The sequence below is a fragment of the Paenibacillus sp. JT31N17 genome, assembly GCF_056269255.1.
The window spans coordinates 621,810-648,453 of sequence record NZ_JBWDNP010000002.1 but is presented as its reverse complement, the minus strand read 5'-3'; the positions used below and the strand labels follow the sequence as shown (position 1 = coordinate 648,453).

General features: G+C 50.2%; 20 protein-coding genes. 3 read left to right on the top strand and 17 right to left on the bottom strand.

Annotated elements, in window-relative coordinates; all coding sequences use genetic code 11:
- Window positions 1-95: 95 nt before the first annotated feature.
- Complete coding sequence (locus AC0YOB_RS10340; RefSeq protein WP_475792769.1) at window positions 96-950, bottom strand: NAD-dependent epimerase/dehydratase family protein; 855 nt, start codon at window positions 948-950, stop codon at window positions 96-98.
- 191 nt (window positions 951-1,141) lie between these two features.
- The gene (locus tag AC0YOB_RS10335) at window positions 1,142-1,870 is read right to left on the bottom strand and encodes a MerR family transcriptional regulator (RefSeq protein ID WP_475792768.1); all 729 of its coding nucleotides are present in this window, start codon (window positions 1,868-1,870) and stop codon (window positions 1,142-1,144) included.
- Window positions 1,871-1,998: 128 nt separating this feature from the next.
- Here AC0YOB_RS10335 and AC0YOB_RS10330 point away from each other — a divergent pair, with 128 nt between their 5' ends.
- Window positions 1,999-2,868: an Hsp33 family molecular chaperone HslO gene (locus AC0YOB_RS10330; protein WP_475792767.1), complete on the top strand. Its 870-nt coding sequence runs from the start codon at window positions 1,999-2,001 to the stop codon at window positions 2,866-2,868.
- A gap of 63 nt (window positions 2,869-2,931) precedes the next feature.
- Window positions 2,932-5,994: an ATP-binding protein gene (locus AC0YOB_RS10325; protein ID WP_475792766.1), complete on the top strand. Its 3,063-nt coding sequence runs from the start codon at window positions 2,932-2,934 to the stop codon at window positions 5,992-5,994.
- A gap of 93 nt (window positions 5,995-6,087) precedes the next feature.
- Here the strand turns inward: AC0YOB_RS10325 and AC0YOB_RS10320 are convergent, their stop codons facing one another.
- A complete protein-coding gene (locus AC0YOB_RS10320; RefSeq protein ID WP_475792765.1) occupies window positions 6,088-6,510 on the bottom strand; it encodes a MarR family winged helix-turn-helix transcriptional regulator in 423 nt (140 codons plus the stop codon).
- A 294-nt stretch (window positions 6,511-6,804) separates the two neighbouring features.
- On the opposite strand from AC0YOB_RS10320, the gene AC0YOB_RS10315 reads away from it, so the two are divergent.
- Window positions 6,805-11,058 (top strand): sulfite reductase subunit alpha, encoded by a 4,254-nt coding sequence (locus AC0YOB_RS10315; protein ID WP_475792764.1) that lies wholly within the window; start codon window positions 6,805-6,807, stop codon window positions 11,056-11,058.
- Window positions 11,059-11,221: 163 nt separating this feature from the next.
- Here the strand turns inward: AC0YOB_RS10315 and AC0YOB_RS10310 are convergent, their stop codons facing one another.
- From AC0YOB_RS10310 to AC0YOB_RS10245, 14 genes are all read right to left on the bottom strand, one after another.
- Window positions 11,222-11,812: a TetR/AcrR family transcriptional regulator gene (locus AC0YOB_RS10310; RefSeq protein ID WP_475792763.1), complete on the bottom strand. Its 591-nt coding sequence runs from the start codon at window positions 11,810-11,812 to the stop codon at window positions 11,222-11,224.
- A gap of 279 nt (window positions 11,813-12,091) precedes the next feature.
- Window positions 12,092-12,232, bottom strand: coding sequence for a hypothetical protein (locus AC0YOB_RS10305; RefSeq protein ID WP_475792762.1), 141 nt, complete (start codon window positions 12,230-12,232; stop codon window positions 12,092-12,094).
- A complete protein-coding gene (locus tag AC0YOB_RS10300; RefSeq protein ID WP_475792761.1) occupies window positions 12,225-12,683 on the bottom strand; it encodes a VOC family protein in 459 nt (152 codons plus the stop codon). Before AC0YOB_RS10300 ends, AC0YOB_RS10305 begins: the two co-directional genes overlap by 8 nt.
- 290 nt (window positions 12,684-12,973) lie before the next feature.
- Window positions 12,974-13,789, bottom strand: a complete 816-nt coding sequence (locus AC0YOB_RS10295; protein ID WP_475792760.1) for an ABC transporter permease — start codon at window positions 13,787-13,789, stop codon at window positions 12,974-12,976.
- Window positions 13,790-13,791: 2 nt separating this feature from the next.
- Window positions 13,792-14,817 (bottom strand): ATP-binding cassette domain-containing protein, encoded by a 1,026-nt coding sequence (locus AC0YOB_RS10290; protein ID WP_475792759.1) that lies wholly within the window; start codon window positions 14,815-14,817, stop codon window positions 13,792-13,794.
- Between the two features lie 800 nt (window positions 14,818-15,617).
- Window positions 15,618-16,547, bottom strand: coding sequence for a GH25 family lysozyme (locus tag AC0YOB_RS10285; RefSeq protein ID WP_475792758.1), 930 nt, complete (start codon window positions 16,545-16,547; stop codon window positions 15,618-15,620).
- Between the two features lie 625 nt (window positions 16,548-17,172).
- Window positions 17,173-18,099: an NAD(P)-dependent alcohol dehydrogenase gene (locus tag AC0YOB_RS10280; RefSeq protein WP_475792757.1), complete on the bottom strand. Its 927-nt coding sequence runs from the start codon at window positions 18,097-18,099 to the stop codon at window positions 17,173-17,175.
- 117 nt (window positions 18,100-18,216) lie between these two features.
- Window positions 18,217-19,557, bottom strand: coding sequence for a LuxR C-terminal-related transcriptional regulator (locus AC0YOB_RS10275; protein WP_475792756.1), 1,341 nt, complete (start codon window positions 19,555-19,557; stop codon window positions 18,217-18,219).
- Window positions 19,558-19,598: 41 nt separating this feature from the next.
- Window positions 19,599-20,891, bottom strand: coding sequence for a winged helix-turn-helix domain-containing protein (locus tag AC0YOB_RS10270; protein WP_475792755.1), 1,293 nt, complete (start codon window positions 20,889-20,891; stop codon window positions 19,599-19,601).
- 670 nt (window positions 20,892-21,561) lie between these two features.
- Window positions 21,562-22,035 carry an RHS repeat-associated core domain-containing protein gene (locus tag AC0YOB_RS10265; protein ID WP_475792754.1) on the bottom strand — a complete coding sequence of 158 codons (474 nt, stop codon included), beginning with the start codon at window positions 22,033-22,035 and terminating at the stop codon, window positions 21,562-21,564.
- Window positions 22,036-22,877: 842 nt separating this feature from the next.
- Window positions 22,878-24,893, bottom strand: a complete 2,016-nt coding sequence (locus AC0YOB_RS10260; protein WP_475792753.1) for a M13-type metalloendopeptidase — start codon at window positions 24,891-24,893, stop codon at window positions 22,878-22,880.
- 75 nt (window positions 24,894-24,968) lie between these two features.
- Window positions 24,969-25,157 (bottom strand): cysteine-rich KTR domain-containing protein, encoded by a 189-nt coding sequence (locus AC0YOB_RS10255; RefSeq protein WP_475792993.1) that lies wholly within the window; start codon window positions 25,155-25,157, stop codon window positions 24,969-24,971.
- Window positions 25,157-25,783 (bottom strand): ABC-2 transporter permease, encoded by a 627-nt coding sequence (locus tag AC0YOB_RS10250; RefSeq protein WP_475792752.1) that lies wholly within the window; start codon window positions 25,781-25,783, stop codon window positions 25,157-25,159. The genes AC0YOB_RS10255 and AC0YOB_RS10250 overlap by 1 nt, the downstream gene beginning before the upstream one ends.
- Window positions 25,780-26,640, bottom strand: coding sequence for an ABC transporter ATP-binding protein (locus tag AC0YOB_RS10245; RefSeq protein ID WP_475768384.1), 861 nt, complete (start codon window positions 26,638-26,640; stop codon window positions 25,780-25,782). The genes AC0YOB_RS10250 and AC0YOB_RS10245 overlap by 4 nt, the downstream gene beginning before the upstream one ends.
- Window positions 26,641-26,644: the final 4 nt, after the last annotated feature.

Genomic DNA, 26,644 nt, shown 5'->3' with positions numbered 1-26,644 from the left:
TGTTCAGGGGGAAATCTATGGCTTCCGCCAAAATTGCAACGCCGCCTGGCGCATTATGGAGTGGATAACGAAGTCTATTTAATTGCGTTGCCCGTTCATCCCAAGGCATAGCGGAAACCGTCCCGCCACGAAGCATACCGCGGCTTCCAGCCATGCTGAAGCGCCTTGCCGTTCAACGCTCCTCTTTCCCATGCGGCCGCGCTTGCCGGATCAACGCCTGGTGCCGGAGCGCCCAGAGCATCCGCATAGACCGGCAGCCATTCGGTCCCGGCAGCCGGCTCATTATCGGTAATGTTGAAGGCGCCGGAAGGCCATTGCAGCGCGAGAAGTGCAGCCTGCGCGGCGTCATCCGCATGGACGAAGGAGCTGACGCCTGCCGTCGCAGCCACTTCCTGTTGACGAACCTGCTGCGCTATAAAGCCGTCCGGGGCATACCAGGTTCCGGCTCCATACAACAGTCCATAACGAAGAATGACGTGCTCCGGCATTTCGGCAGCCGCGCTTTCCAATGCGTGGATGCCATCGATCGTCGATTTCCTCGGCAAAGGGGCTTCCAGATCCAGCGGCGTGTCTTCGCCAGCAGGTCCATTGCCAGGTGAATATGCCCAGGAGATACTCTGCACAATCATTTTTCGCGCTCCCGCTTCTAACGAAGCGTCCACAAGATTACGCGTGCCCTCCCTGCGGATCCGGGCATTTTCAGCGAAATTTCTGCCGCTCAGCGCCGTAAGCTGATGAATCACCGTATCCGGCCTGGCTTCGCGGAGAGCGGCGAATACGCCATCCCGGTCATAGATGTCCAGAATTACAGGCTGCACCCCTTTATCATTCAGCTCTGCCGCGTATTCCGTATTGCGCGTTAACCCAACCACCTCATGTCCCGCTTTGAGGAGCAGCGGGATAAGCGCCCGTCCGATTACGCCGCTCGCTCCTGCAACAATAATTTTCATCCGGCATCAACCTCCATCCTGTTTATATTGTCAGCTATGAATTCAAGATTACGGTACAAACAATCATATTTCAAGCTGAAATCAGCTAAACTGTACCGGTACAATAAGTCGTTTGAACCCAGCCTGTCGGCATGGTATCGATTTGCCGTCAGGAAACAGCCGAGTCATTATTTCTTAAATATCCTGCTGTTTCAAATTAAAGATAAAGCCTGCTTAATATACTCGTAAAGCTTACTATCCATTCCGTACTGCATGGCCTCTTCCGGATTCTCTGTATAATACCGCTCAGCCGATTGTATAAATTTATCGTCTGCAGGAGTAAATGAGTCCATTTTTTGCTTCCAGCGTTTGGCTAATTCAACTGCTAATGAATCATTCGGCAGCTTGCCCATTTCGATTAATTTCCGGAATTCGGCAACAAGCTGCCGCCCTTCCGCAATATTTTTATCCAGCTCGTTCGCCTTCGCCGATTTGAACCGGTTTCTCATATCTGCTGCTTGCCCCGGCATAAAATGCGGACTTTGCAAGATCCTCATCATTTGCAAAACCATCATAAACCTCTCGCTCGATACCGGCTGCCCTGAATGAAGCAGGTCAGAAATCTCCTGTACGCGGTCACGCAGCCTTACCACTGTGTTTATCTGCCCGTCTAATCGGGAAAGCTGCAGATTCAATATTACGATTGGATCGTAATCATGGTTATTGATCAAGATTTTGATTTCCTCAAGCGAGAGTCCCAGCTGCTTCAGCGAGATGATCTGATGCAGCTTGGCAACATCAATATCTGTATATAAGCGGTGCCCCGCTTCAGTAACCCGGGAAGGCGAGTACAAGCCGATCTGATCATAGTGATGCAGCGTCCGAACGGTTACCCCCGTTCGTTTAGACAATTCCCCTATCTTCCAGCTCCGATGCTCCATTGCAATCCCTCCAATACCTTCAACTCATTAACATTGTTTATAAACGGCCCTTGAATCTGACGTAACGTTAGGAATTATACTAAGCAGTGACAAAGTAAATCAACCTGCAGGGGAAGGAGAGAATTTCGATGAAAATGGACAATTATTTAATAAAAACATTGGCCTTTAATAAACAGGCTTTGATTCTGTTTGTTGAGAATACCGGTTTGATCCAAGTGGCTTGCAATCAATCAAATTGCAATAAACTCCTGAAAACCGCGCTTGGCAGAACTATATCCGCAACAAGCCTGCTATCCGGAATTTTAAAGGACGGCCAAAGGATTAGTCTAAAAGTGAAAACCAGCAATCGCCATTATACTATTTTTGCAGATGCAGATTCTTCTGGAAATATACGCGGATATTTGAGTGATGAATTATTAAATGCTCCTGCGGAATATTTTAATCAATTATCAATCGAGCAATTAATCGGCAGCAACGGTTGTATTCAAATCACCAAGGATATAGGAATGAATCATATATTTACTGGGATTACAGACATGCCTTATGCCAATATTGTGGATGATATTTCTCATTATTTCAAACAAAGCGAGCAAACTCCTTCTTTCTTCTCGTTAACGGTCATGTTTAATGATCAGAATGAGATCGTACTAAGCAGAGGGGTTATGGCCCAATTGCTTCCAGGTGCGCCTGCCCATCTTCTTCACCAGATCAGAAATGTCATTTCCGATCATCAATGCCGGTTTACAGCTTCAGAAAACAGTATAGCTTTTACTGGTTTTCCGCATATGCTGTTTGATGATCTTGAAATTATAAGCATTGAACCCCTACAGTTGTTGTGTGAATGCTCCAAAGAACTTTTTTATCCCATGCTGTATGCCTTGGGCCAGGAAGAATTGAAAAATACCTGTGAAAACAACCAATCCATCGAGCTGGTATGCAATATGTGCGGAAAAAAGCACAGCTTCCAACCCGTTGAGATAGCAAAGCTTATTAGTTAGGTGAAGTGCAATTAACATATGCAGGAAAACCGCAATTTTTGTCGAACTATAGGCTTTACGATGATGAATACTAAAAAAGTTCTGCTCATAACCGGTTTGTTTCTGCTGATTCTTATAAGCATACGTCTGGTCTGGTCCGTCGTGTATACCCCGCCGCCGCATCCCGGGGCTGTCCAGGGCCGTCTGGATTTGCGGGGATGGGATATTGCAGCGAATCGCCCCCTGACACTGGACGGACAATGGGAATTTTACCCCAATAAATGGATTTATAACGAGGCTTCCGGCTTGAATACAAGTCTTCCGGACAGCTCCTATCTCTCTGTACCCGGCAGCTGGGGAACAGTCGCATCACCGAATAACGAATCAACCTTCGGCTTTGGCTCCTACCGTCTGCGCATCCTGATTGATCCGGACAAGGATGAGATCTATAGCCTGAGATTGAATGACATTTCATCGGCATCCGAGCTGTTCGTGAACGGACGATCACTGGCCAAGTCCGGACAACCGGCAGATCAAGCCCAGCAGTACATCGCACAGAATGTCCCCTATAATGCGTCTTTTATGACAAGCTCGGATGAGATCGAAATCGTCATCCAGGTTGCCAATTTTCACAATCCCTTCTATGGGGGGATCAATACCTCAATTAAGTTCGGAACTCAAGCTGCGGTAAGCAAAGAAACGGATTTCTCCATCGGCATGCAATTGTCTGTTTGTCTGATTTTTCTGCTTCATGCCGTCTATACCTGCATACTGTATTTTTTTGGTGTTCGCCAAAAAGCATTGTTTTATTTCAACTTGATGCTTCTGTGCGGCATTATAAGCATCTTGATCGTAGACGATAAAATCATTCTCACCTGGCTGCCGATCAACTTCGAATGGGCAACAAAGCTCAATAATTGGTCCTATCTCGGCGTTGCGGTGTTTTTGCTTCAATATGCCAGGGAGCTTGTCGCTCCGCAGGCGAAAATAAAGTTTTTCCAATGGTACGCCTGGTTCTCCGCGGCTTTCTCGGTTTTCATTCTGTTTGCTCCAGCGGCTCTATTGCTTCAATTGGATATGCTCAACGTCGGAACTGTGATCATTCCATTCCTGAGCGTTCCGTTCCTTGCCTGGCGTTCGGTCCAGAGAGGTGAACCTGACGCCATTTATTTATTTCTCGGGATGGTCGGCTATATGAACAATATTCTATGGAGCTTTGCCAAAGTTGTGGGATGGATGAGTTTCGGCTATTATCCGGTGGACATGGTTGTCTCTATCATCGTCTTCTGTGCATATTGGTTCAGAAGCTATTTGCGAAGCTCTGCCCAGACTGCCCGGCTCGCCGTCGAGCTGCAGAAAGCCGACAAGCAGAAGGATGACTTTCTGGTCAATACCTCGCATGAACTGCGGAATCCGCTTCACGGCATCCTGACCATCGCCCAGACCATCGTAGATAATGAAGACCAGGACCGCGCGGGCAGCAAAGAGAATATGAAGCTGCTGATATCGGTCGGCAAACGCATGTCATTTCTGCTGAATGACCTGCTTGATTTTACACGTCTGAAAGAGAACAGTATCCGGCTGCAGCCGGCTGCTCTTCCCGTTCAGACAATCGCTTCCGGCGTTATGGACATGATCCGTTTTATGGTCGAGGGCAAGCGTCTTCGTTTGATCAATGACATTCCCGATGCATTCCCTCTTGTCGCCGCCGATGAGAACCGTCTGATTCAAATTTTATTTAATTTATTGCATAACGCGGTGAAGTTCACGGATGAAGGAAGCATTACAATCTCTTCCCGCGAGAAGGACGGGTTTGCCTATATCCATATCACCGATACCGGCAGTGGAATGGATCATGACACGAGCTTGAGAATATTCCAGCCCTACGAGCAAGGACCATTCGGAAGCGCCGGCCCGACAAGCGGAATCGGGCTTGGCCTCAGCATCTGCAAGCAGCTCGTGGAGCTGCATGGGGGAGCTCTGAGCGTCGTTTCCGTGCCGGAGCAAGGCTCGACTTTCACCTTCTCCCTGCCCTTATATGAGATGGCTGCATACGGACCAAGCGAGACCCTGATGCCCGCATATACAGAAACAGCCGCTGCGCTGCCTGCCGTTGGGGACGGGGACGGCAAGCCAGAACCGGCATTCAGCGCCGATCGGCCCTCCATACTGGCCGTTGACGACGATCCGACCAATTTGAACATTCTCGTCGGCGCCCTTTCCCTGCATAAATACGATATCCTAACCGCTACAAGCGGCCAGGAAGCGTTGACGCTTCTGAATTCAAGAGAATGGGATTTAGTTATCGCGGATGTCATGATGCCGCGGATGTCCGGTTACGAGCTGTGCGCTGCGATCCGTAAACGCTTCTCTTCAGCCGAGCTTCCCGTTCTGCTTCTAACGGCGCGTGCGCGCGTGGAGGATATCGAAGCAGGCTTTCAATCCGGCGCCAACGATTATGTGACGAAACCGGTAGATACCATGGAGTTAAGATCGCGCGTGAAGGCTTTAACCACACTCAGGAAATCCGTCAGCGACAAAATGCGGATGGAAGCTGCATGGCTGCAAGCGCAAATTCAGCCTCATTTTCTGTTCAATACGCTTAATTCGGTTGCCTCCCTCAGCGAATTCGATACGCCGCGGATGCGCAAGCTGCTTGAAGCATTCAGCCATTTTCTGCGGACCAGCTTCGCATACAGAAATGTGGAGAAGGTTGTTCCTCTGGAGTATGAGCTTGAGCTCGTCCGCTCCTATCTTTATATCGAGAAGGAGCGCTTCGGGGAGAGGCTCCAGGTTGCCTGGGAGCTGGATGAGGCCCAGGATTTGATGATTCCTCCTTTATCACTCCAGCCGCTTGTCGAAAATGCCGTCCGGCATGGACTCATGCGCCGCAAATCGGGTGGTGAAATTCGAATTCGCGTCAAGCTGGATGGGCAGTTCGCAGAAATCTCGATCGTGGACAACGGAGTGGGAATGGATGAAGAAACCCGTCAGCGAATAATTGCGCAAACGAATGTTCCGAGCGGCGGAATCGGCCTGCCGAATACCCACCGCCGATTAAAACAGATCTATGGAAAGGGCTTGCGTATCGCAAGCGAACCCGATCGCGGCACGACCATCAGCTTTAACATACCGGTTAATCAATAGCTTGGCGGATTACCGGAAATCGCGAAGAGGAGCGGCAATGAGAGCCGCTCCTCCTTTCGTTTTTTGCGCGCTTATTCATCCTGCCGGGGCGGTTCAATCCGATGATTCCGGACGGGCCTCGTCATTTTGAAATTCAAGCAGCCCCGCTCTCTTCAACTCATCTCTATGGATTTCCGACAATTCCTCCAGGAGTCCCATTCCATATTGCGTCAAACGGATAAATATGCTGCGCTTATCCTGCTGGTTCGGGAAACGCTGCACATATCCTAATTCCTCGCAGCGCTGGATGAGCTCCAGACAAGCGTGTGGAGTGATTTGCAGGCGCTCTGCCAGCTCCCTCGGAGTGGCATAATCTCTCTCGGGAAACCCCATTATGGACAGCATAAGCTGGTGATATTGAGGGGTGAGTCCCTTGCTTCGCGCCGCTTCCTCGCTGAAACGAATGAATTTGCGGATTCGATACCGGAATAATGCCAGCTGCTCATATACATGTTTAGGCAATCGCTTCTTGTTCATGGCCGGCCCCTATCTGACAGAATACCTATAGTTTATAGCATTCCTTGATCCTGGACAATCAACCGGCTTCTGAATTTACGGACTCCGGATATTCCGAATGTCATATAAGTTTACTTTAAATAAATATAACGGACACAATTCAAACCATTCCGTCTTATCATGTTATATATCATGACATTAAATCCTTGACTTAGATCGTAGTGCGATATATATTTAAGCTTATTCAGATATCATCCGTTATGAACGATACGAATCCAATATGCGTGCCAAGCACGCCAACGCTGGTGAACCTTAATGACAACAAAACAAGTGAAAAGCGTCTGCCCCTACTGCGGTGTCGGCTGCGGCATTGTGCTCGAGGTAGCTGATAACCGTGTCGTCAAAGTCAAAGGCGACAAGGATCATCCGGCTAATTTCGGCCGGCTCTGCACGAAAGGCAATACCTGCGCCCAAGCTATCACGGAATCGGGACGTATGGAATATGCCTATCGGCGTCCGGGTCGGCTGGCCGAACCTGGCCAAATCGGTATTGACGATGCCATTAGAGAGACGGCATACAGGCTGCGGGCCATCCTCGATGAACACGGCCCCGACGCACTGTCCTTTTATGTTTCGGGCCAAATGTCCCTGGAATCGCAGTATCTCATCAATAAGCTGGCCAAGGGCTTCGTGCGCACGAATAACATCGAGTCGAATTCACGCTTATGTATGGCAAGCGCGGGAAGCGGCTATAAGCTGTCACTCGGAGCAGATGGTCCGCCCGGCTCTTATCAGGATATGGATCACGCCGATCTGTTCTTCGTCATTGGCGCCAATATGGCCGACTGCCACCCCATTCTGTTCCTGCGGATGATGGACCGGGTCAAGGCCGGAGCCAAGCTGATCGTCGTCGATCCGCGCCGCAATGCGACTGCGGACAAAGCATCCCTATATATGCCGGTCAAGCCGGGAACCGATCTGGCCCTGCTTAATGGCTTGCTGCATTTAATCGTCAAGAATGGCCATACGGATCCTGCCTTCATTGCCGAATTCACCTCCGGCTGGGACAGCATGCCCGGCTTCCTGGAGGATTACCCTCCTGAGAAGGTATCAGCGATAACAGGGATTCCCGAAGCCGATATCCGCCAGGCCGCCCGCTGGATCGGCGAATCGCCCGAATGGATAAGCTGCTGGACGATGGGTCTTAATCAAAGCACGCATGGCACGTGGCATACGAACGCCATATGCAATCTGCACCTGGCGACCGGAGCCATCTGCCGCACCGGCAGCGGGCCCTTCTCGCTCACCGGCCAGCCGAATGCGATGGGCGGCAGGGAAATGGGCTATATGGGGCCAGGCTTGCCCGGGCAGCGTTCCGTGCTTGTCGAGGCCGAGCGGCATTTTATGGAGGATATGTGGGGCGTACCGCGCGGAACGATCCGAACGGAAGTTGGAACCGGGACCGTATCCATGTTCCAAAGTATGCAGGCCGGGGACATCAAAGCATGCTGGATTATTTGCACGAACCCGGTTGCTACCGTTCCCAACCGGAAGAACGTCATCGCGGCTTTGCAGACTGCCGAGCTTGTCATTACGCAGGATGCTTTTCTGGATACTGAGACCAATCGATACGCGGATATTATGCTTCCCGGCGCTTTATGGTCGGAGGGCGAAGGCGTTATGATCAACTCGGAGCGCAATTTGACCTTGATGCAGAAGGCGGTGAATCCGCCTGGAGAAGCGCTGCCGGACTGGCAGATCATCGCCCGTGTCGCTTGTCAGATGGGTTACTCCTCCGCCTTCTCCTACGCTTCCGCGGAGGAGGTCTACGCGGAAATTCAGCAGATGTGGAATCCCAAGACCGGCTATGACATTCGCGGCGCTTCCGTCGAGCGGCTGCGCGAAGCGCCCCTGCAGTGGCCAATCGCTCCGGATGGCGCCTATAGCCGCAATCCCATCCGTTACTTGAATAATGGAATCAGCCAGACGCTGAAAGAGAATAAAGACAACAGCCGCCCGCGGATCGTTTTCCCGACAGAGCACGGAAAAGGCATTTTCTTGGCAAGACCCTATCTGCCTCCGGCAGAGATGCCTGACAGTGAATATCCCTTTGTGCTCAATACGGGGCGGCTGCAGCATCAATGGCATACCATGACCAAGACCGGGAAGATCCCAACGCTCAATAAGCTGAACCCGGGTCCTTTTATCGAAATTCATCCGGAAGATGCGGAGCTCATGGGCATAAACAGCGGGGACCGTGTTGAGATTCAATCACGACGAGGGTTGGCCATTCTGCCGGCGGTCGTAACCGACAGGGTACGTCCGGGAAATTGTTTTGCCCCTTTTCATTGGAATGATCTGTTTGGCGGCCATCTTGCCATCAACGACGTCACTAATGATGCCATTGATCCGGTATCCTATCAGCCTGAATTTAAATATTGTGCAGTATCGCTTGTCCGCGCTGCCGTCCAACCAACTGGTGAAATCTCCGTTTCTCCCGACACTGAAGCCCGATTCAACGAAGCTGCAAACGAAGCGAATATTCAACCGGATATTCAGAAGGAGGAAGTTTATATGGCCAAAGTCGATACGCTCTCCAGTATCCTCGGCATTGATTCATCTGCTTCTGTCATACTCGACAACCATGAAAAAATGTATCTCGCCGGATTCATGACGAGTCTGCGGACTGACGAATCGAGAACGGCTTCGGGTATCCCTGTCCTGCCTCCGACAGCTCCGCTTGACCAAAGCAAACGTTTCTGGCTGGACGGCATGCTGGCGGGCATGTTCTCCCGCACTTATCTTCCGGAAACGGAAATTACTCCTTCCGCTTCGACGGTGGCAACTTTAGAACGGCCCGCGGCACCTGCTGCAGAGAAGGCAACGCCGCTTATCACCCTGGTCTGGGCATCGCAAACAGGCAATGCGGAGGAGGCGGCCAATGATGCAGCCAAGAAGCTGCAGGCCGCCGGTCATGATATTCGTCTTGTTAATATGAATGCTTACTCAATTGCAGACTTATCAGCAGAGCGCATTGTTTTGTTCGTTGCGAGCACATTCGGGGCAGGCGATCCGCCGGATAACGGCGAGAGCTTCTGGAAGGCACTCCGGGCGGACAACGCGCCCCGTTTGTCCCAACTGCGCTATGCGGTACTTGCGCTCGGCGATTCCAATTATGATTCGTTTTGCGGATTCGGACGCAATCTTGATTCCCGTGCCGAGCAGCTCGGAGCCCAGCGGATGACGAGACTCGTCGAATGCGACACCGATTATCAGGAACGGGCGGAATTATGGATCAATGCGGTAGCGGACACGCTGAACCAATATGCTTCCCGAGAAATCGAGTCCGGTTTCTCTGCCGATCGGGAACCGTCTCCGGCCGGCGTCTATTTACCGCAGCAGCAAGGCATTGAAACGGCGGCGGCGGTAGAGACCGTCATTCCAGGAAGCTATGACCGCAGCCATCCTCTTCAAGCGCGTTTGATTGCCAATCGCCTTCTGAATCAAGAGGCCTCCGAGAAAGAGACACGCCATTATATTTTCGATCTGGCCAATACCGGGCTTCATTATGAAGCCGGCGATGCTCTGGGCGTCTGGCCAACCAACTGTCCGGATACCGTCGATGAGATTTTGCATGCGGTCCAGCTTCAGCCTACCGACATCGTCACGCTAAAAGACCATGGTCAAATTACCGTAGCTGAAGCGCTGCTCCGGCATTTCGAGATTGCCCGTATAACCCCAGCCATTCTTCAATTTGTCCAGGAGCGGTCACGCAGTGGTCAGCTCGAAACTCTTCTGAAGCACGAGAATAAATCCCGGCTGAAGGAATGGCTGCGGGGCCGTCATCTGGTCGATCTATTGCAGGAATTTCCGGTGCCTGCCGGCGCGGATGAACTCGTCCGAATACTCAAGCCGCTGCAGCCCCGGTTTTATTCCATTTCCTCCAGCCCGATGGCAAATCCTGACGAGGTTCATATCACCGTTTCAACCGTACGTTATCCATTCAACGGAAAAACCCGAAAGGGTGTCTGCTCTTCCTTCCTCGCGGACCGTGCGGAGCTTGCTGCCGAAGTTCCTATTTTCATTCAAAAAACCGCTCATTTCCGTCTGCCGGTCAATCCGGATACGCCAATCATTATGGTCGGCCCGGGCACTGGAGTCGGACCGTTTCGCGGATTCCTTCAGGAGCGTCAGGCCACCCGGGCCAAAGGAAAAAACTGGCTCCTGTTCGGCGAGCAGCGGGCAGACCAGGACTTTTACTTTCAAGAGGAATTGGAAGCTATGCAAAGGGATGGCATTCTGACCCGTCTGGACACCGCATTCTCCCGCGATCAGCCCGAGAAAATCTATGTCCAGCATCGCCTGATCGAGCATGGAAGTGAAGTATGGGCATGGCTCCGGGAAGGCGCCCACTTCTATATCTGCGGCGACGCCAGCAGCATGGCCAAAGAGGTCGATTCCGCGCTAAAGCAGATTATCCGGCAGCATGGAGGAATGAACGACGCCGAAGCGGAAGCCTACGTGAAGGAAATGCTGCATTCCAAAAGATACGCCAGGGATGTTTACTAGAAGGATCGAAATCAGACAAGAGGGAATCCGGCATAAAGCGCCTGATTCCCTTTTTCTTCGTTCATAACCAGGATTCCAGACTGCCGCCGGAATCTGACAGCAAGGGAAATCCTCAAACTATTCCGAACCACGTTCACAATGAAATTCAAGGTCTTTACCGGAATTATCGGATACCTTCTAGCAGCAAGCGCAGCGTCTGCAGACAGTCCTCCATCGCTTTGGCAGCATCCTCGGCATCCGGTATTTGCGCCAGCCAGAGCGCCGCTTCGTTCAGTGCGCCTGACAGCAAATGCGTGGCTGCATCCAGCCGGATATGCTTCAGATATCCTTGCTGCCGCATCAGCTCGAGTTGTCCATGCAGCAGCCGCATAGACTGCTGCTCATCCAGCAGCCGCCACTCCTCCCAACCCAGCACCGCCGGACCATCTATAAGCATGATCCGCCTGTTCTCCGGTTCAGTCGCCACAGTCACAAATGCCCGGCAGCCCTGATACAGCTGCTCCCACAAATCATCGCTAAGCGAGGCCTTCTCCTCCAGCCGCTGCGCCACTTCGCGTTGAACAAGCTCCAGCACCACCCGGAACAAGCCTTTTTTACTGCCAAAATGATGATACACGGCGCCACGGGTGACCTCGGCGTCTTTGGCAATTTCCTCCAACGAACTGTCAGCGTAGCCATGCCTTGTAAAGTGATGGCGTGCGACTTCCTGCAGCTTATGGATCGTCTCATCCGTATCTTTTTTATTTCTCCTCATACGCTTTCTCCCGTCTCCTGCACAGGCTCCTGCGCCCTGCGATCACCATGCTTGAGCAGTGTACGCAGCCCTTTGCGAATAATCCATGTTGTGTGCTCGCCGACCTCCGATGCCCGCTGCTTCAACCACGACACCAGCGTTAGCCGTTTGTGAACATTCCTTCCTCCGTTTCCATTCTAAGGCCCGAGTATGGCAAGCAAAATACCAAGAGCAGTGGGATAGTCCTCTGGCCAAGCATCATGCAGCGCATCTGAGATAACCGCTACCCGTCCCTTCAGCTCAAGCGGGGGTATCCGGCCAGCAACCTCCTGTATAAAGAATGCCGCCCGAAAACGATGCATATTGTCCGGCAATCAGATCTCCCAGTCTTCTTGCCAGCCTTTCGTCAAAATAATGCTTCAGAGCCGTCGGCTCATTCATTCTCGCCCCTTGCCTCCTCCTGCTTCCACACGGATTCCGAATAGTTGGCGCTCTCTTTCACGGAAGGTGGAATCACTGCAATCACATCGATTAAGACACCGGCTGGATCAGACAATATAAAATGCCGCTGCCCGAATTCCTCATCCCGGATATCCTGCTCCAGCGTGAGCTTCGCGTCAATGACCAACCGCTTGTACTCTCCATCCACATCGTCGACTTCCATGTTCAGAATCACACCCTCAGCTCTCTTGCGGAATTGGGCGGGAATTGTCGGATGTCCGGCATCGAGCAGCGCCAGCTCATACGATCCCTGCTGGCCTCCCCCAGTCCGCAAGCTCACATACCAGTCGGACTCATAAACAACTTCAAAACCAAAATACCGTTGATAAAATTCCGCAGTGTCCGCTACCTTCTTCGTCATGATTACCGGATAGAAACTGTTGATTTTCAAATCGGCTCCCCCTTGTATTAAAGTTAGATTGGTATAGCAGGATGTTAACATACATACAGCATGTATGTAAATAATAAAAGCAATGACTTCTCCGTTAAATGGTGATGATCCCTGTCCTTATGGGTTCAGCAAAGGAAGCTTATTCCTTTCCCCCCCAGGCAATCCGTAAAATAAAAAAACGCAGCCCTTATCAGGCTGCCTTGAATGTCATAAATGGGTGAAGTCCAGGGGGATCGAGCCCCTGACTCCATCGCTGCCGGCAATGCGCTCTCCAATCAAGTCTGGTCCTGCTATGTCCGGCGCATGTACGCACGAACTGTAATGGGTGCAAAGATCGCCACAATGACAGCGGCGCCGATGAGGGAGATGCCAAGATCCCAACCTATAGTTCCCGTGTTAGCAAGATCCCGGACGGCTGTGACCAGGTGCGAGATCGGATTGATGTTAACAAACCACTGAAGCCAATCGGGCATGGTCTTGACGGGCACGAACGCGTTGGATAGGAAGGTGAGCGGAAACAGCACAATCATCGATATCCCCTGTACGCTCGAGGCAGTACGGGCAATCACGCCAAAGAAGGCGAAGATCCAGCTGATTGCCCAGGAGCAGATAATGACAAGAATCGCGGCGAGGGCGACGTGTTCCAGGCCTCCTTCGGGTCGATAACCCATAATATATCCCATGGTAAAGGTGAGTACAGTCGCAATGGTATATCGGACGGTATCTGCGAGCAGAGCTCCTGCAAGCGGAGCAATACGCGCGATAGGCAGGGACTTGAATCGGTCAAACACGCCTTTATCCATATCCTCGCGCAGCTGGACGCCGGTAACGATTGAAGTAGTAATTACGGTCTGCACCAGGATACCCGGTATGATGACTGGTAAATAGCTCTGTACATCACCAGAGATCGCTCCGCCAAAAATGTAGGTAAACATCAGGGTAAAGATGATTGGCTGAAGCGTAACGTCGAACAACTGCTCGGGGGTTCGGCGGATCTTCAGCAGACCTCTATAAGCCATTGTCAACGAGTTGCGTACCGTCTGGTTGAAGCTTGTGTGGTTTTTCAGTTGTGGATTAGCACCCGGCTTGATTGTTGCGCTTCTCATGCTCATGCCTCCTTCGCTTCGTTCAATTTATTGGACACTGACGACGTGTCCTCCTTCACCCCATGGCCGGTAATGGTCAGAAACACCTCATCGAGCGTCGGTTTCTGCACACTCATCTCGTCCAAGCGAATCCCCGCCGCGCGAAGAGCAATAAGCAGGTCGGTGACCCGGTCAGCGTCTGCCATCGGTGCAGTAATTCTTGCAGCTTCCGAAGACACAATAGACTTGACCCTGAGCACCTGTTCTACGGTCTGGCGGGCTTTCTCAATGTCCTGTGGGTTTTGGACTCTCAATTGCAGCGACGAGGTACCGATTGACGCTTTCAGCTCATCCACAGTGCCTTCGGCGACGACACGGCCACGGTCGATAACCGCTACCCGGTCCGCCAATTGATCTGCCTCATCTAGGTATTGTGTTGTCAGCAGCACGGTTGATCCCGTACTCACCAACCGGCGGATCGTATCCCACATCTGTGCACGTGTGCGCGGGTCCAGCCCGGTAGTCGGTTCGTCCAGGAAGATGAGCGGCGGCTGTGCGATAAGGCTCGCCGCCAAATCCAGCCGGCGGCGCATGCCCCCGGAGAAATTTTTCAGCGGACGGCTCGCGGCCTCTGTCAAACCAAATTCCTCAAGCAGCTCCGCTGCTTTTTGCCGTGCCTCTGCGCGCCCTAGCCCGAGCAGTCGGGAGAAGATGATGAGGTTCTCGGTAGCGCTAAGTGACTCATCCACCGATGCGTATTGACCGGTCACTCCGATTAATTGACGGACAATCTGCGACTCCTTCACCACATCGTACCCGAAGATTCTGGCTGATCCCGCGTCCGGTCGAAGTAAGGTCGCCAGCATACTGATTGTGGTTGTCTTGCCTGCCCCATTCGGGCCGAGTACGCCGTAGATCGTACCGGCGCGCACATTCAAATCCACGCCATCCACCGCTCGATTGCTTCCAAAAGTCTTTACGAGCCCACCCGCTTCGACAGCCCAATCACCCTTGTTTGGCGCTAATTCCTTTCTGTATACATGTTTCAAAGCAATTCCTCCTATATAACAGATTATTACAAAAGGAATCGTAACTCAGATTTATGAACTGAATATGTCGTGGTAACCCAGCGAAACCCAAGTTTGGACAAAATACAGAATCCAAGCGGGTTAGTCAGTTTGCGATAGATTACGAAGGAATGCAATATTGTTGCAGGGAACCTGTGGGGAAAAAAAATCCGAAAAAGAACCAGCGGCATTCAGTCTGTTGGCTCTTTTTCGGATTCAATTAGTTCAGGGCACTCAATCCAATTTTGGTTTAAGTAAATGTCACTGGAAACCGTAACTGTCATTGATGGAAACTCCAATACCGTCATAACCGCCGTTCACGTAGGAAGTGGGCCGAATAGCCTTGGCGTAAACCCTTAACGACAACTAGATCGGGCTGTGAATTCATTCTTCGCAGGAACTCGCAAAACCCTATTAAAATAACCCCGCCAGCCACAGGGCAGCGGGGTCATCATTTTTTTTACTCCCCTACAGGATTGTCATATTCATCTACGTTATAAGTCAGGATCTTGTCAAAGATCACATTCTCTGTTCGGATGGTAAACGGACTCATATTCCAAGTCTTATTGAACGAATATTGAGACAAGCCGGTCCCCGTATCCTTCGCATCGTACCAGGCGACAAAAGAATTTACTTGCTCCTTGGGAAGACTATACTCTTTTTCAAGCCCGTTAGTCATTGTCACGGTGAGTAAGTCGGTTTGTGAAAAGTGAACAACAAAAATCCCCGCAAGCAGAAGCCGGCGGGGATTTCGTATATTTATTATTTACTGCCACGACACCTCATCCCGCATCATCATACAGGTAAACTTTTTTGGTCTGGCCGTCGAACGAGACCACGCCTCCCATCAGCTCGGCAGCGGCGCGAATGCCCACGAATGTCACGCCATCAATCAGGCTAAACATCTCAACCGCCTTGCCGTCGATATACGGCATCTTGGCAGCATTATCCCAATGGACCGGCTTACTCAGCGCCTCACCCAATTGCCTAAGCGGCAGATAGACATGGCCGTCAATGTTCCGGCCATACGCAGCCAGCTTGTCATTGACAACGACTTTGATATTGTCCGTTTCCGTCGGTTCAATTGTGCCATTAGGGAGCGTGTAGCGATCAAAGAATGCCTTTTCCATAGCGTTCATATCCACATTGCCAGCAATCCCGGCAATCTTGCCGTCAGAAGCGTACTGGAATACGGACCAGTTTCCCCAAGTCGGATTTCCCATGGGTTTGTCAACGCCATAGTGAGCGACCCACAAAGGCCATTTGGCGAGTGCTGCACCCAGGTACGACTTTGCGAAACTGCCACCTGTATAGATCATCGCCGGGTGACCAGATAGCCGCTCAACCTCCTGCAGCCACTTCACGCACCAATCGGTCAGTTTAACCGCTCCAATAATCGACGCTTCCCCCTCCACATCCAAGACATGAGGGAAGTGCGCCACGCAGCTTTTGACGTTCCGGTAAAAATTAGCCGCTTCGTCTTCCGGGCTGTTATTTTCCGGTCGGGCATAATGGTAATATCCCACTTTCAGGTCTGCACCGACCGCTGCCGCCGCGTTGGCCGCAAATTTAAGATCAATGCCAGTCTTGCCTTCTGTCGCCTTAATAAATACCCCCTGAACGCCTGCCGCTTTAACCTGCTTCCAGTTGATCGATCCTTGATGGTGGGACACGTCGATGACCTTAACATTACTCGCGCTTTTAGTCTGCATCTTTATCAGCCGCCTTTGTCGCTTGCCTGATCCATTGATTGCCATACACTGCGAAAGCGCCACACAGGATTCCCTGGGTAACGCTCTTAGCCAACCATCACTGTATGCTGAAAACAGCCACGAGCGCTTGAACAGTGACGATATAGATGATCATCCAGTCAGCCACTTTAGGAGTCTGCTTCAGAGATGTAGCCAATTATCCAACAACATGCACAACGATTAATAAAGCTGGATCAATCAAACTATAAATAGTTGTAAACTCCATGAATAATCAACCTCCAACGCAATTCACAGAAAGGAAAATATTTCATTAAGTCGTATGATGCAACAGGTTTGGTATATCATAGTTTATGAGAGTAGATTAACTTTGTTGACAGAATCCGACATTTAGATTTCAAAAACTATTAAAGTGAGTGAAGAGAAAAAGAACATTGCCCGTTTACAATGCTTGGCAGCAAAAGGAAACAGCCAGATTGCCGATATACGTATATGCCCGCAGATTCCGCCATTCGGCACCTTTCGTGACCGGACTAGTGCCAGCTTGAAGCTACGCGGGCACTTCCAATAATGAAGAAGCACCGCAACCGAAGGGCTGCAGTGCTTCTTGATTGTATGAGGCCTTGGGTCAGGCTCTATTATCGTGATTAACCGTGATGACTACATTTCCCTTCTTATGCCCGTTTTCTACATAGCGGTGAGCCTCTGGAATTTGTTCCAGCGGGTAACGTCTGTCTATGACCGGTCTTATTTTCCCTGTCTCGACAAGCTCTTTGAGAAAAATTAAATCCTCCTTACTGGTCTTTACGATCCCCTGCCCATCAACTGTCACGTATATCCCGTTTGGGGTCAATGCTTTCCTGCAGTGGGATTTCGAGCTTTTGCCAACCGCATCAAAGACGATATCATAACGCTCTCCTGTTCCCGTAAAGTCCTCTTTGGTGTAATCCATGACCTTATCGGCCCCAAGCGATTTCACCAATTCTATATTTGCAGCGCTGCATACCCCGGTAACTTCCGTTCCAAAATATTTGGCGATCTGCACCGCAGAAGTTCCTACCGCTCCGGAAGCCCCGTAGATCAGAACCTTTTGGCCGCTTCCGATATTTCCTTTTCTCAAAAAATACAAGGCTGTAGTTCCCCCAAAAGGCACAGCCGCGGCTTCCTCATATGTCGCATTTTCCGGTTTTAAGGCCACCACTCCGTCATCGGGCAGACATGTGTACTGGGCATGAGCGCCAAAACGCATCCCGTTTAATGCATAAACCTGGTCGCCTTTCTTAAATCGTTTTACATTTTTTCCTATTGCTTCAATCTCCCCGGCCAGCTCCACCCCCAGTATAGGTTTTCTTGGCTTTCTTAGGCCCAAAAATATCCGCATTGGAATCCAGAGCAAGATTGGACTGTTGAAGCCCCGCACTCTGCAGTCCCCCGACGTTACGGTTGTCGCATGAACTTTTATCAGTATTTCATTGTCCCTGGGAGCAGACTTTTCTACCTCTGTAAGCTTCAAAACATCCGGCGATCCGTACTTTGTGCATACAATTGCTTTCATGGGCTTCCTCCAAACCTCAATCTGAATCTGCAATCAGTATAGCTGCAGTACGGTAACGCCATATAGATACTAAAGTATGGTTTTAGTCATTGTTGTGTGAGCTGTCAAATTGTTCTGTCACAACAGACCCAGCTTGCGGGCATATGCTACAGCTTCGGTGCGCCGTTTTACCTGCAGTTTGTCAAAGATAATCCGGTTATGGCCTTTAACGGTAGTCAACGCGATGAAAAGGCGATCGCTAATCTCGCGGTTCGAGAGTCCTTGAGCGATGAGCTGCAGTACTTCCATCTCCCGCCTGCTCAGCGGCTCGATAAGTGGCTTGGCAGACGAGGCCTGGGGCTGACTGTATTTGACTTCACTGATCAGATCCTCCGCTTCAAATTCAGCCAGCAGCTTACCCAGATAATCCGGCATAATATTATGAGCCGACGCGTCGCGCAGCAGCCTGTACATCGGAATACCTTCATCGACAAAGGTACGGATGAAGCCGCCAGGCTCAGCCATCGCCAGAGCGTCTGCAAGCAGCCGAACGGCCGCCGGATTCAGGCCATGGGCATGCATAGCGGCCGCTTGTACAACCATGACCTTCAGCCGTTCATCCACCAATCCCTTTGCTTCCGTCTGCTCACGCAATGACTCCAACACCGACAACGCAGCGGACGCGTCTCCTTGTGCAAGGCGTACCCGCGCCAGGCTAATGTGATTCTCCTGCTTCTGCGCCAGCTGAGCAGCCGCGTCCAGATTGTCCTGACGAAGCAGTACCAGCACCTGTGCGGCAGCAATATGGGGCAGCTGATTCACGAAACTTTGCTGACGGGCGTAATGATCAGCCTTAGCCAAAATAGCCGCTGCCCCGCTCACCTCTCCCCGCGCAAGCTTCAGCCTTGCAAGAAACACCTCACCTGCAACGATTCTGTCCGTATGCTCGAACTGCTTCGCCAGTTGAACGCTGTGTTGTCCGTGCTGCATCGCAGCATCCAATTGGTTCCATTCATAAAAAATCCGGGCCAAGCCCAAGTGCGCCTCGCAAGCAGCCGGAAGCGGCGGATCACCTGCCAAATCCAGAACTCGCCGATAAGTATCAGCCGCCGCATAAAGCCGGTTATCTGTTTCGTCTATGTTTCCCAAGCCGAGTGCAGCCATAACGGCGATCATTACATGCCCGATCTTTTGACTGTTCGATACTGCTTCGGCATAGGCCTTGCTGGCAGCAGCGCGATCCCCCTGGAGCTGGTGAGCATATCCCAGCGCCCAGACGGTCGACGTGCGGACAGCCAAATTATCCGGATGCAAATATTCCAGCGCACGGCGGGACTCGGCAATGATGATTTCTGCCTGATGCCTGCTGACTGCCAGCGCAGCGCGGATGGCGGCAATATGTCCGATAATATCCCGGGTTTTATCGTCTTGCTCCGTATCCTGCAGGGCTTTCTCAGCAGCTTGCAGTTTCTGTTCCACGCCCGTCATCTGACCCGCCATCAGCAATGCCGAAGCATACATCACCCATAACGAGGGCCTTGCGTCGAGTTCCTCCTTTGGCTTGAATCCAGCCAATTCCTTACAGGGGCCACAGCTCCGCGAAAGAGCAAGGGCATCTCCCCTCCTTCCACCAGCCGAGCTGCACGCGTAGTATCCTTGGCGGCTGCAGCATGGTGAAGGGCTTCGATCGGAAGGCTATTGTCTTCATACCATATACTTGCACGTCTATGTAATTCATCAGCTGCTCCTTCATTATCCCCTATGTTCGAGGCGAAGCTCTGTTGCAGCCGTTTCCGCAGCAAATCAGCAAAGAGATGGTGGTAGCGGTACCAGCGCCGCTCGTTGTCCAACGGGACGATGAACAGGTTGGCGCGTTCGAGAAACTCCAGGATATCCTGCCCGGATGCAGTGGGAACGATGTTTTCCCCCACTCCCCCGCGAAGAACGGCATCGCATAGAGGGCCGCACAACCGGTCGAGAATGGATGTGCGCAGCAAAAAAGTCTGAATGCTTACGGATTGGTGCTGCAGCACCTCTTCAACCAGATAATCCAGGACAAAATGGTGGCTGCCGGTGAAAGAATCAATGAAGCCGGCGGGATCTTGATGCCCCTGCAAGGAAATTGCAGCCAATTGCAGGCCGGCAATCCAGCCCTCTGTGATAGATTCAAGCTTCGCGATATTTTCCGCTGAAAGGCTTAGGCCCATCACCTGTCCCAGAAATTCGGCCGATTCGGGGGAGGTAAAGCGCAAGTCCGCTGCCCGCACTTCAGTCACTTGATCCCTGACACGCAGCCGCGCCAGGGGTAAACACGGATCCTCGCGGGTGGCGATAACCAGATGCATATTCGGCGGCATGCGATCGAGAAGAAAAGCGATGGCATCGTGAACAGGTCGGGCATCAATAACATGGAAGTCGTCAAGGATGAGAACGAAATGGTCCGGAATGGCGGTAATTTCATTGAGCAGGGCTGTCATAATCGATTGGATTGGCGGCTGAGGGGACTGGAGCAAACCAAGCACGCCTTCTCCCATATTTGGTGCAATCGTCTGCAAAGCAGCGGTAAAGTATGCCAGAAAGCATGGAGGATCGTTATCTCCCTCATCCAGCGATAGCCAGGCAGCCTGCAGCGGGCAACCGGCGAGCCATTCGCTGACAAGTGTAGTTTTACCACAGCCGGCGGAAGCCGAGATGAGAGTCAGCTTGCGCTGCATCCCCTCACTCAGACGCCCGACCAGGCGGGGGCGTTGAACAAGCCTGAATCGGGGCGGAGGGATATATAGTTTAGTGGACAGAATGGGTATCGTCATCATAACCACCGTTCCTTGCCGTCAATGGCGGCGCTTTGATACGTCATCGTAATATGTTCGACTGTTCAAGTGTATTTCCTTTTTGTGCTTTTTAAGGCATGGCTAAGAGCTGCAAATCCTGTGTCAAAAAGAGAAAACCACATCCAAAGGACGTGGTTTTGAATTATTTATTAATGGAGCTTTATGGGATGCAGCATGCCTCTGCATCCCGCTCAAGGGATGTATGAATCCTGATTGCAGGCTGACGAAGCTTATGCTTCGGGGACTTTTAGCGGTAGATTCAGACGCCGTGCTCCTCCACTAGAAGCTTTTCCCCGAAGCCTGCTCACTTCATTCCGTCCGCACGGGCGAACTATTAGGGGTTCATCTCCCCTGGGCAAACCATACAAAAAAACGCCACCACATCATGTGGTGACGTCTCTTTGTATGGAGCCTAGGGGGATCGAACCTCTGACCTCATCGCTGCCAGCGATAGAGATGGGATATGATCTATTATGATGAAAATTGACATGTAAACCCCCTACGGCGATTTCCGGACATGCAGCGTCTCCGTATTCGTCATTTGGAGGCGGGGGCGAGATGATCGTAGCGAGAGAACTTAAAGCGAATTATAAAATTGAAACTACTTCGAAAACTGTTCTACACACCACGAATAGATCGAAACTCTCCGTTTCTATCCCGATCGCATCGGCCAGTATTTGCCGGGAGGGTCGCTTCTCCTCCGGGGGAGCCTACGATAAGTATCAATCTGTCCCGCATACGTATCCTCCGAAATAAACCATCCCATACTCGGATCATACCACCGCGCCCGTAAATACTGCAGACCCGCTGTCTGATCCCACATTTCTCCCGAATAGCGGAACGGATTCGCGACTGTTTCCACGGTGGTCAGTGGATTTCCCCATATGTCATACGTATACCGGTTCAGGCTGGTGTTCCCTGTGCTGTCTCGTAATTCAATTACGTCTCCATGCCCATTTTGCATGTAGTAGTACTTCCCACTACTGCCGATTCCCGCGACCAGTCCTTGACCACGGATATACTGGGCCTTGGCGGAGACGACACCATTCGTCACCTTCCCTTCGGCAACCACCTGATCCCCATCGTAATAATATCGAATCGTGGTATTATTTTCTGTCCGCTCCACCAACAGACCATCTCCGTTATACTTATAACTTACATTCTCGCCGGTATCTTTGGCAACATTTGTTAGTCGATTCCAGGCGTTATAGGTATAGGCAGAACTATCTATTAACACGTGAAGAAATGTACGTGGACCTCGGAGAAGATTATTTTGACAAACAGAAGCAACAATCTATTGTAAAGTACGCAGTTCGGCGACTAGAAAACTTAGGTTATTCTGTGGCCATAACGGAAGTCTCCTAGTTATTCAAAATCCTATCTTCTTCATTTCGGGTGGAGCGCCCTTTTTAAAAAAGGAATGCGCGGCGTCTTCTGTACTATTGTCTTTTCACAGTAACAGAGATTTAATTTTCATGGGAGTTTAACGACTTATTAGTCCTTTTGGAGTTGGAAATTGGAAATTCCACAACTTGAATTTTAAATAGATCCAAAACAGCAATTATAGACAAAGCGAAACCACTGTTCCACACCTGATCTATCCAATTTTCTTCAAATTTCCTCCGTACATTCATTAGGGCGTGTCTTCAAACTTAAGCAAGCCACACCATCATGGATGCCAAGGCCAAAAAAGACTTGACGTACACGCTAACGAGTGAACTATTACCACTTATTATTTCGAATCCAGTTAAATGACGATTAAGGGTGCTGAGTTGTTCTTGATTTGAATACGAGTATTTCTTTAAATTTGCATTGTTCAAGGCTCCAGTAAAAGGATACCCGCCCCTTGTGTAAAAACAGCAGAATGAAGAAGCGCCTTCTGCTCCTCTGCATTGAACAGTAGAGAAGCTTGGATGAAATTCTGCAACAAACGATACCCGCCATGATGACCGAGATGTCAAAACTGCTTTACCACACCGTCACACGTTTTTCAGGCTCAAGGTACATCCCATCCCCCTCATGTACATCGAAGACCTCATAAAACGCATCAAGGTTCTGAATTTGTAAGTTAGCGCGCAACTTGTAAGGAGCATGGGTGTCTCTTGCAAGCAACAATTGCTCAAATTCGGGGGTCACTTTAAGTCGCCAAATGGTGGCCCAACTTTCAAAAAAAGCCTTTATATCGGCATCAGGCAGCGCCAGAACGACCTCTAATGCGCTGGAAAGGCCGCCGGCGTCGGAGACATTCTCTGTTACAGTCAGCTCCCCATTCACCTTACTTCCGGCATACGGCAGACCGTCAAACAGCACTACCATAGCTTGGGTATGCTCCTGAAAGGCCTTGTAGTCTGCTTCAGTCCACCAGTCACGCAGACTGCCGTACTGGTCAAACTTTGCTCCGTTAGAATCGAAGGCATGGGTGATCTCATGGGCGATGATTGCACCGATGCCGCCATAATTGCGGCTGGGAGAATACTTCAGGCTATAGAATGGTTCTTGCAAGATTGCCGCGGGTAAATTGATTGAATTACTCAGTAGATGATACGCGGCGTTAGCAGAGTGTGCAGGAAGGATCCATTCGTCAGGGTTTACCTTCTGTCCGCATCTGCGTAGATTGTCATCTGTAAGTAGTCGCATTAAACTGACATAATTATCAAGCAACGTACCGTCTTTGACATGCAATTGCGAATACACCGGGCTGAGCATCTCGGGATAGCCGATGTGTATTTTCATGGACTCCAGCTTCTTAATCGCAGTCTCGATAGTCTCCTCACTCAGCCAATCATTCGCTTTCAGACGCCGGGTATACACCGAGCGGATATTATCCGCCAACTTAGTCAGATCGCGCTTAGCTTCTTCGCCGAAGTAAGTTCGGCCATAGTATTCGCCAATTAACTGGTCGTAGGGGACAGAAGCCAAGCGATAAGCCAGTGTCTGGGGATCGTCCATCGCTGTTTTACCCGTCAAAAGCTTAGTAAAGGCATCGGCGGTGACCATCATCTCCTCTGAAAGAGCCGGTGCGGCAGCGAAAACCGTTTGCCCGTAGAGCCATCCCTTGAGTAACGGGAAATTGTCCTCATTGATAATTTCATCCAATGCGCTGAAAAAACGCGGATTGCTAAGCACCACATATGCGGGAGACTCTGGCACCAATGTAGACACCAGCGCCGTGAAGTCTATGGTTTCGCTGCTTGCGGTAAGTTCATCAAGCGGCATTGGATTATATCCTGCGGAAACGTCCTTGTTTTCCATTGCGGTTTTAAAATACGGTTTAAGCAAGCGGTCAAACGCAATCGTCTGCTCCGCTATTTGAACGGCTTCCTCTGGTGTACTTCCGCTCATCTCCAAGAGCTTTTGCAAGTTTTCCCGATAGTTTGCCAGCAGCTTCTCTCCCTCCGGCATATCATAAAAGCCCGCATCAGGCAGGATTAACTTCGGCATATCCATATACAGTGCGTTATGCTGCGCATCCTTCATGTCCGGCTGCACATAGACCACCAATGGCGAGGCTATCTGCGGCAGAGACATGCCGCTGATTATGATATCCGGCAGTGCCGTGTTAAAATCTGAAAGGTTTTGCAACGCATCAATGGGTTCCAGGTATGGCTGCAGCGGCGCCGCACCTTCCACATTTCGCTTGGTATAGTCTGCGGCTAGATCGTAAAATTCCAAAAATTCCGGCAAACCACTTGAAGTGGCAGTGTCCGGTGACATTTCGGCAAAATCCGCCATGAGCCAGGCTTCTACATCGCCGCCAATATCTTCAAGCCCGCCTACAGAAATTTTTTCAGGGGGAATTTCGGTCGAGGCTAACCATTCACCATTGACTGCTGCGTACAGGTCATCCTGCGGCCGGACTGAAGCTGGACTTTCCGGTTTGGAAAAGAGGGAATCCCTAAATACAACGGCAATTACAAGCAGGCATATGAGCATGATACAGGCAGTAACGAGGGTCAGTTTCTTATTCCGGGATTTGTTTTTCATTTTGTTAATTCCTCCATTAAATGTTCTTGCATGAATGAATACAAAGAAAGCCGATAACTGCGATTGTACCCGCGGTTATCGGCTCTGCATCTTAGCGTCTGGCTCTGAGATAACGGACATTTTCATTTGTACTATATTGATTAAGGTTTCCTGTTTGCACTTGGGACAAAATAACGGGAAATTTTTCAGTTCCGTATCTTCCCGCATTTTCATCCTTGTTTTTTGACCGCATACCGGGCACAATATCCATTCATATTTTTGCATCATAGTTCTTTACGGCTTAGCCATCTGGGACATATGATCCATGAGAGCAAATAGGCTACAACACTAAACGCGGCCACTATACCGTATACCAATAGCAAATTTTCTTCTATGTTCATATAATAGCCCAGCAATTTCCTTAATCCCTCAAAGGCAGCGGCTGTAACTACATAAGAAAGGATGATTCCGGCAATGCTTTTATCTCCATCAAGCAAAAAAGAAGAGGGAATATTCACACTGGCTGGGAGAAACGCGAGAATAAGTGCAAAGAATACATTCATATAAACCGCGGATAACTCAAAACCAGATGTTATAATTGAAGCAGCAACACAAATAATAGAGGCTACCACAATTCCCAACAGGCTAAGTAACATATACATACAGTATTTGCTTGAAGCGATTTGAACTCTTGACACTGGAAGCGTTGCGCAAAACTTATCCCACTGCGCCGTTTTGTCGCTCTGAATGCTCATTACCGCCATCATGCCAAACGAAGTCCCGGCAATTACAATCAAAATCCATGGAGAGCTTAAAACTGACAGAGCTATTCCAATAACGACCATTATTAACAGGGGGATGAGCAACCCATCGCGGATTGCATAGAAATCTTTAAGAATTAGCCCCTTCATTTTCGCTCCCCCTTTATATACAGCAGCATAATATCATCAATTGTGGCACGGTCAATCACTGCATTCGGGTATTTTTTTTGCACCAAATCTTTATCGGCAACCAATACTTCCCAGGCATAATCCTGCTTCCGGTAAGCGACTATATCTTGTTCGTCAAGGGCATCAAACTGTGCCGCACCACATTTAATGATCCCGTACTTATATCGCAATTCATCCTTTGGTTTGTTGAAAATAACCTTGCCGTTATGAATGAACACGATATAATCAGCGACTTTTTCCAAATCACTTGTGATGTGTGAAGATACTAGGATGGAGTTGCTTTCGTCCTGTACAAATTCCAGAAATATATCTAAAATATCATCTCGGACGACAGGATCAAGTCCGCTGGTCGCTTCATCCAAAATCAGAAGCTTGGAACCGTGAGAAAGTGCTACAGCAATAGATAGCTTCATCTTCATTCCTTTGGAAAATTGTTTGATCTTTTTGTCCGCAGGCAAGGATAATTTACTTAGTAAAGAATAATATCCTTTTTCATCCCAGGCTGTAAAAATATTTTGGAAAACCTTGTTTAGCTTTTTAGGTGACAATCCTTCAGGAAAACTACTGCCGTCAAAAACAACACCAATTTGATTGCGGACAGCATTATCAATTTCCTGGTCCTGCTTGCCGAAAATCGTAACCGTGCCGGAATCTTTATTTTTCAATCCAAGAATCGAATTGATTGTGGTGCTTTTTCCTGCACCGTTTTCACCAATCAACCCCACAATCGACCCGCGCGGCACATGAAATGATACATTGTCCAAAACAAAGTCGTGATACGCCTTTGTCAGTCCATTTACAGTTAAAGCATTGTTCATCACC

Coding starts and splice junctions, on each gene's coding strand:
- AC0YOB_RS10340 (WP_475792769.1), bottom strand. CDS start 950: ATGAAAATTATTGTTGCAGGAGCGAGCGGCGTAATCGGACGGGCGCTT.
- AC0YOB_RS10335 (WP_475792768.1), bottom strand. CDS start 1,870: ATGGAGCATCGGAGCTGGAAGATAGGGGAATTGTCTAAACGAACGGGG.
- AC0YOB_RS10330 (WP_475792767.1), top strand. CDS start 1,999: ATGAAAATGGACAATTATTTAATAAAAACATTGGCCTTTAATAAACAG.
- AC0YOB_RS10325 (WP_475792766.1), top strand. CDS start 2,932: ATGAATACTAAAAAAGTTCTGCTCATAACCGGTTTGTTTCTGCTGATT.
- AC0YOB_RS10320 (WP_475792765.1), bottom strand. CDS start 6,510: ATGAACAAGAAGCGATTGCCTAAACATGTATATGAGCAGCTGGCATTA.
- AC0YOB_RS10315 (WP_475792764.1), top strand. CDS start 6,805: ATGACAACAAAACAAGTGAAAAGCGTCTGCCCCTACTGCGGTGTCGGC.
- AC0YOB_RS10310 (WP_475792763.1), bottom strand. CDS start 11,812: ATGAGGAGAAATAAAAAAGATACGGATGAGACGATCCATAAGCTGCAG.
- AC0YOB_RS10305 (WP_475792762.1), bottom strand. CDS start 12,232: ATGAATGAGCCGACGGCTCTGAAGCATTATTTTGACGAAAGGCTGGCA.
- AC0YOB_RS10295 (WP_475792760.1), bottom strand. CDS start 13,789: ATGAGAAGCGCAACAATCAAGCCGGGTGCTAATCCACAACTGAAAAAC.
- AC0YOB_RS10285 (WP_475792758.1), bottom strand. CDS start 16,547: ATGCAGACTAAAAGCGCGAGTAATGTTAAGGTCATCGACGTGTCCCAC.
- AC0YOB_RS10280 (WP_475792757.1), bottom strand. CDS start 18,099: ATGAAAGCAATTGTATGCACAAAGTACGGATCGCCGGATGTTTTGAAG.
- AC0YOB_RS10270 (WP_475792755.1), bottom strand. CDS start 20,891: ATGATGACGATACCCATTCTGTCCACTAAACTATATATCCCTCCGCCC.
- AC0YOB_RS10260 (WP_475792753.1), bottom strand. CDS start 24,893: ATGAAAAACAAATCCCGGAATAAGAAACTGACCCTCGTTACTGCCTGT.
- AC0YOB_RS10255 (WP_475792993.1), bottom strand. CDS start 25,157: ATGCAAAAATATGAATGGATATTGTGCCCGGTATGCGGTCAAAAAACA.
- AC0YOB_RS10250 (WP_475792752.1), bottom strand. CDS start 25,783: ATGAAGGGGCTAATTCTTAAAGATTTCTATGCAATCCGCGATGGGTTG.
- AC0YOB_RS10245 (WP_475768384.1), bottom strand. CDS start 26,640: ATGAACAATGCTTTAACTGTAAATGGACTGACAAAGGCGTATCACGAC.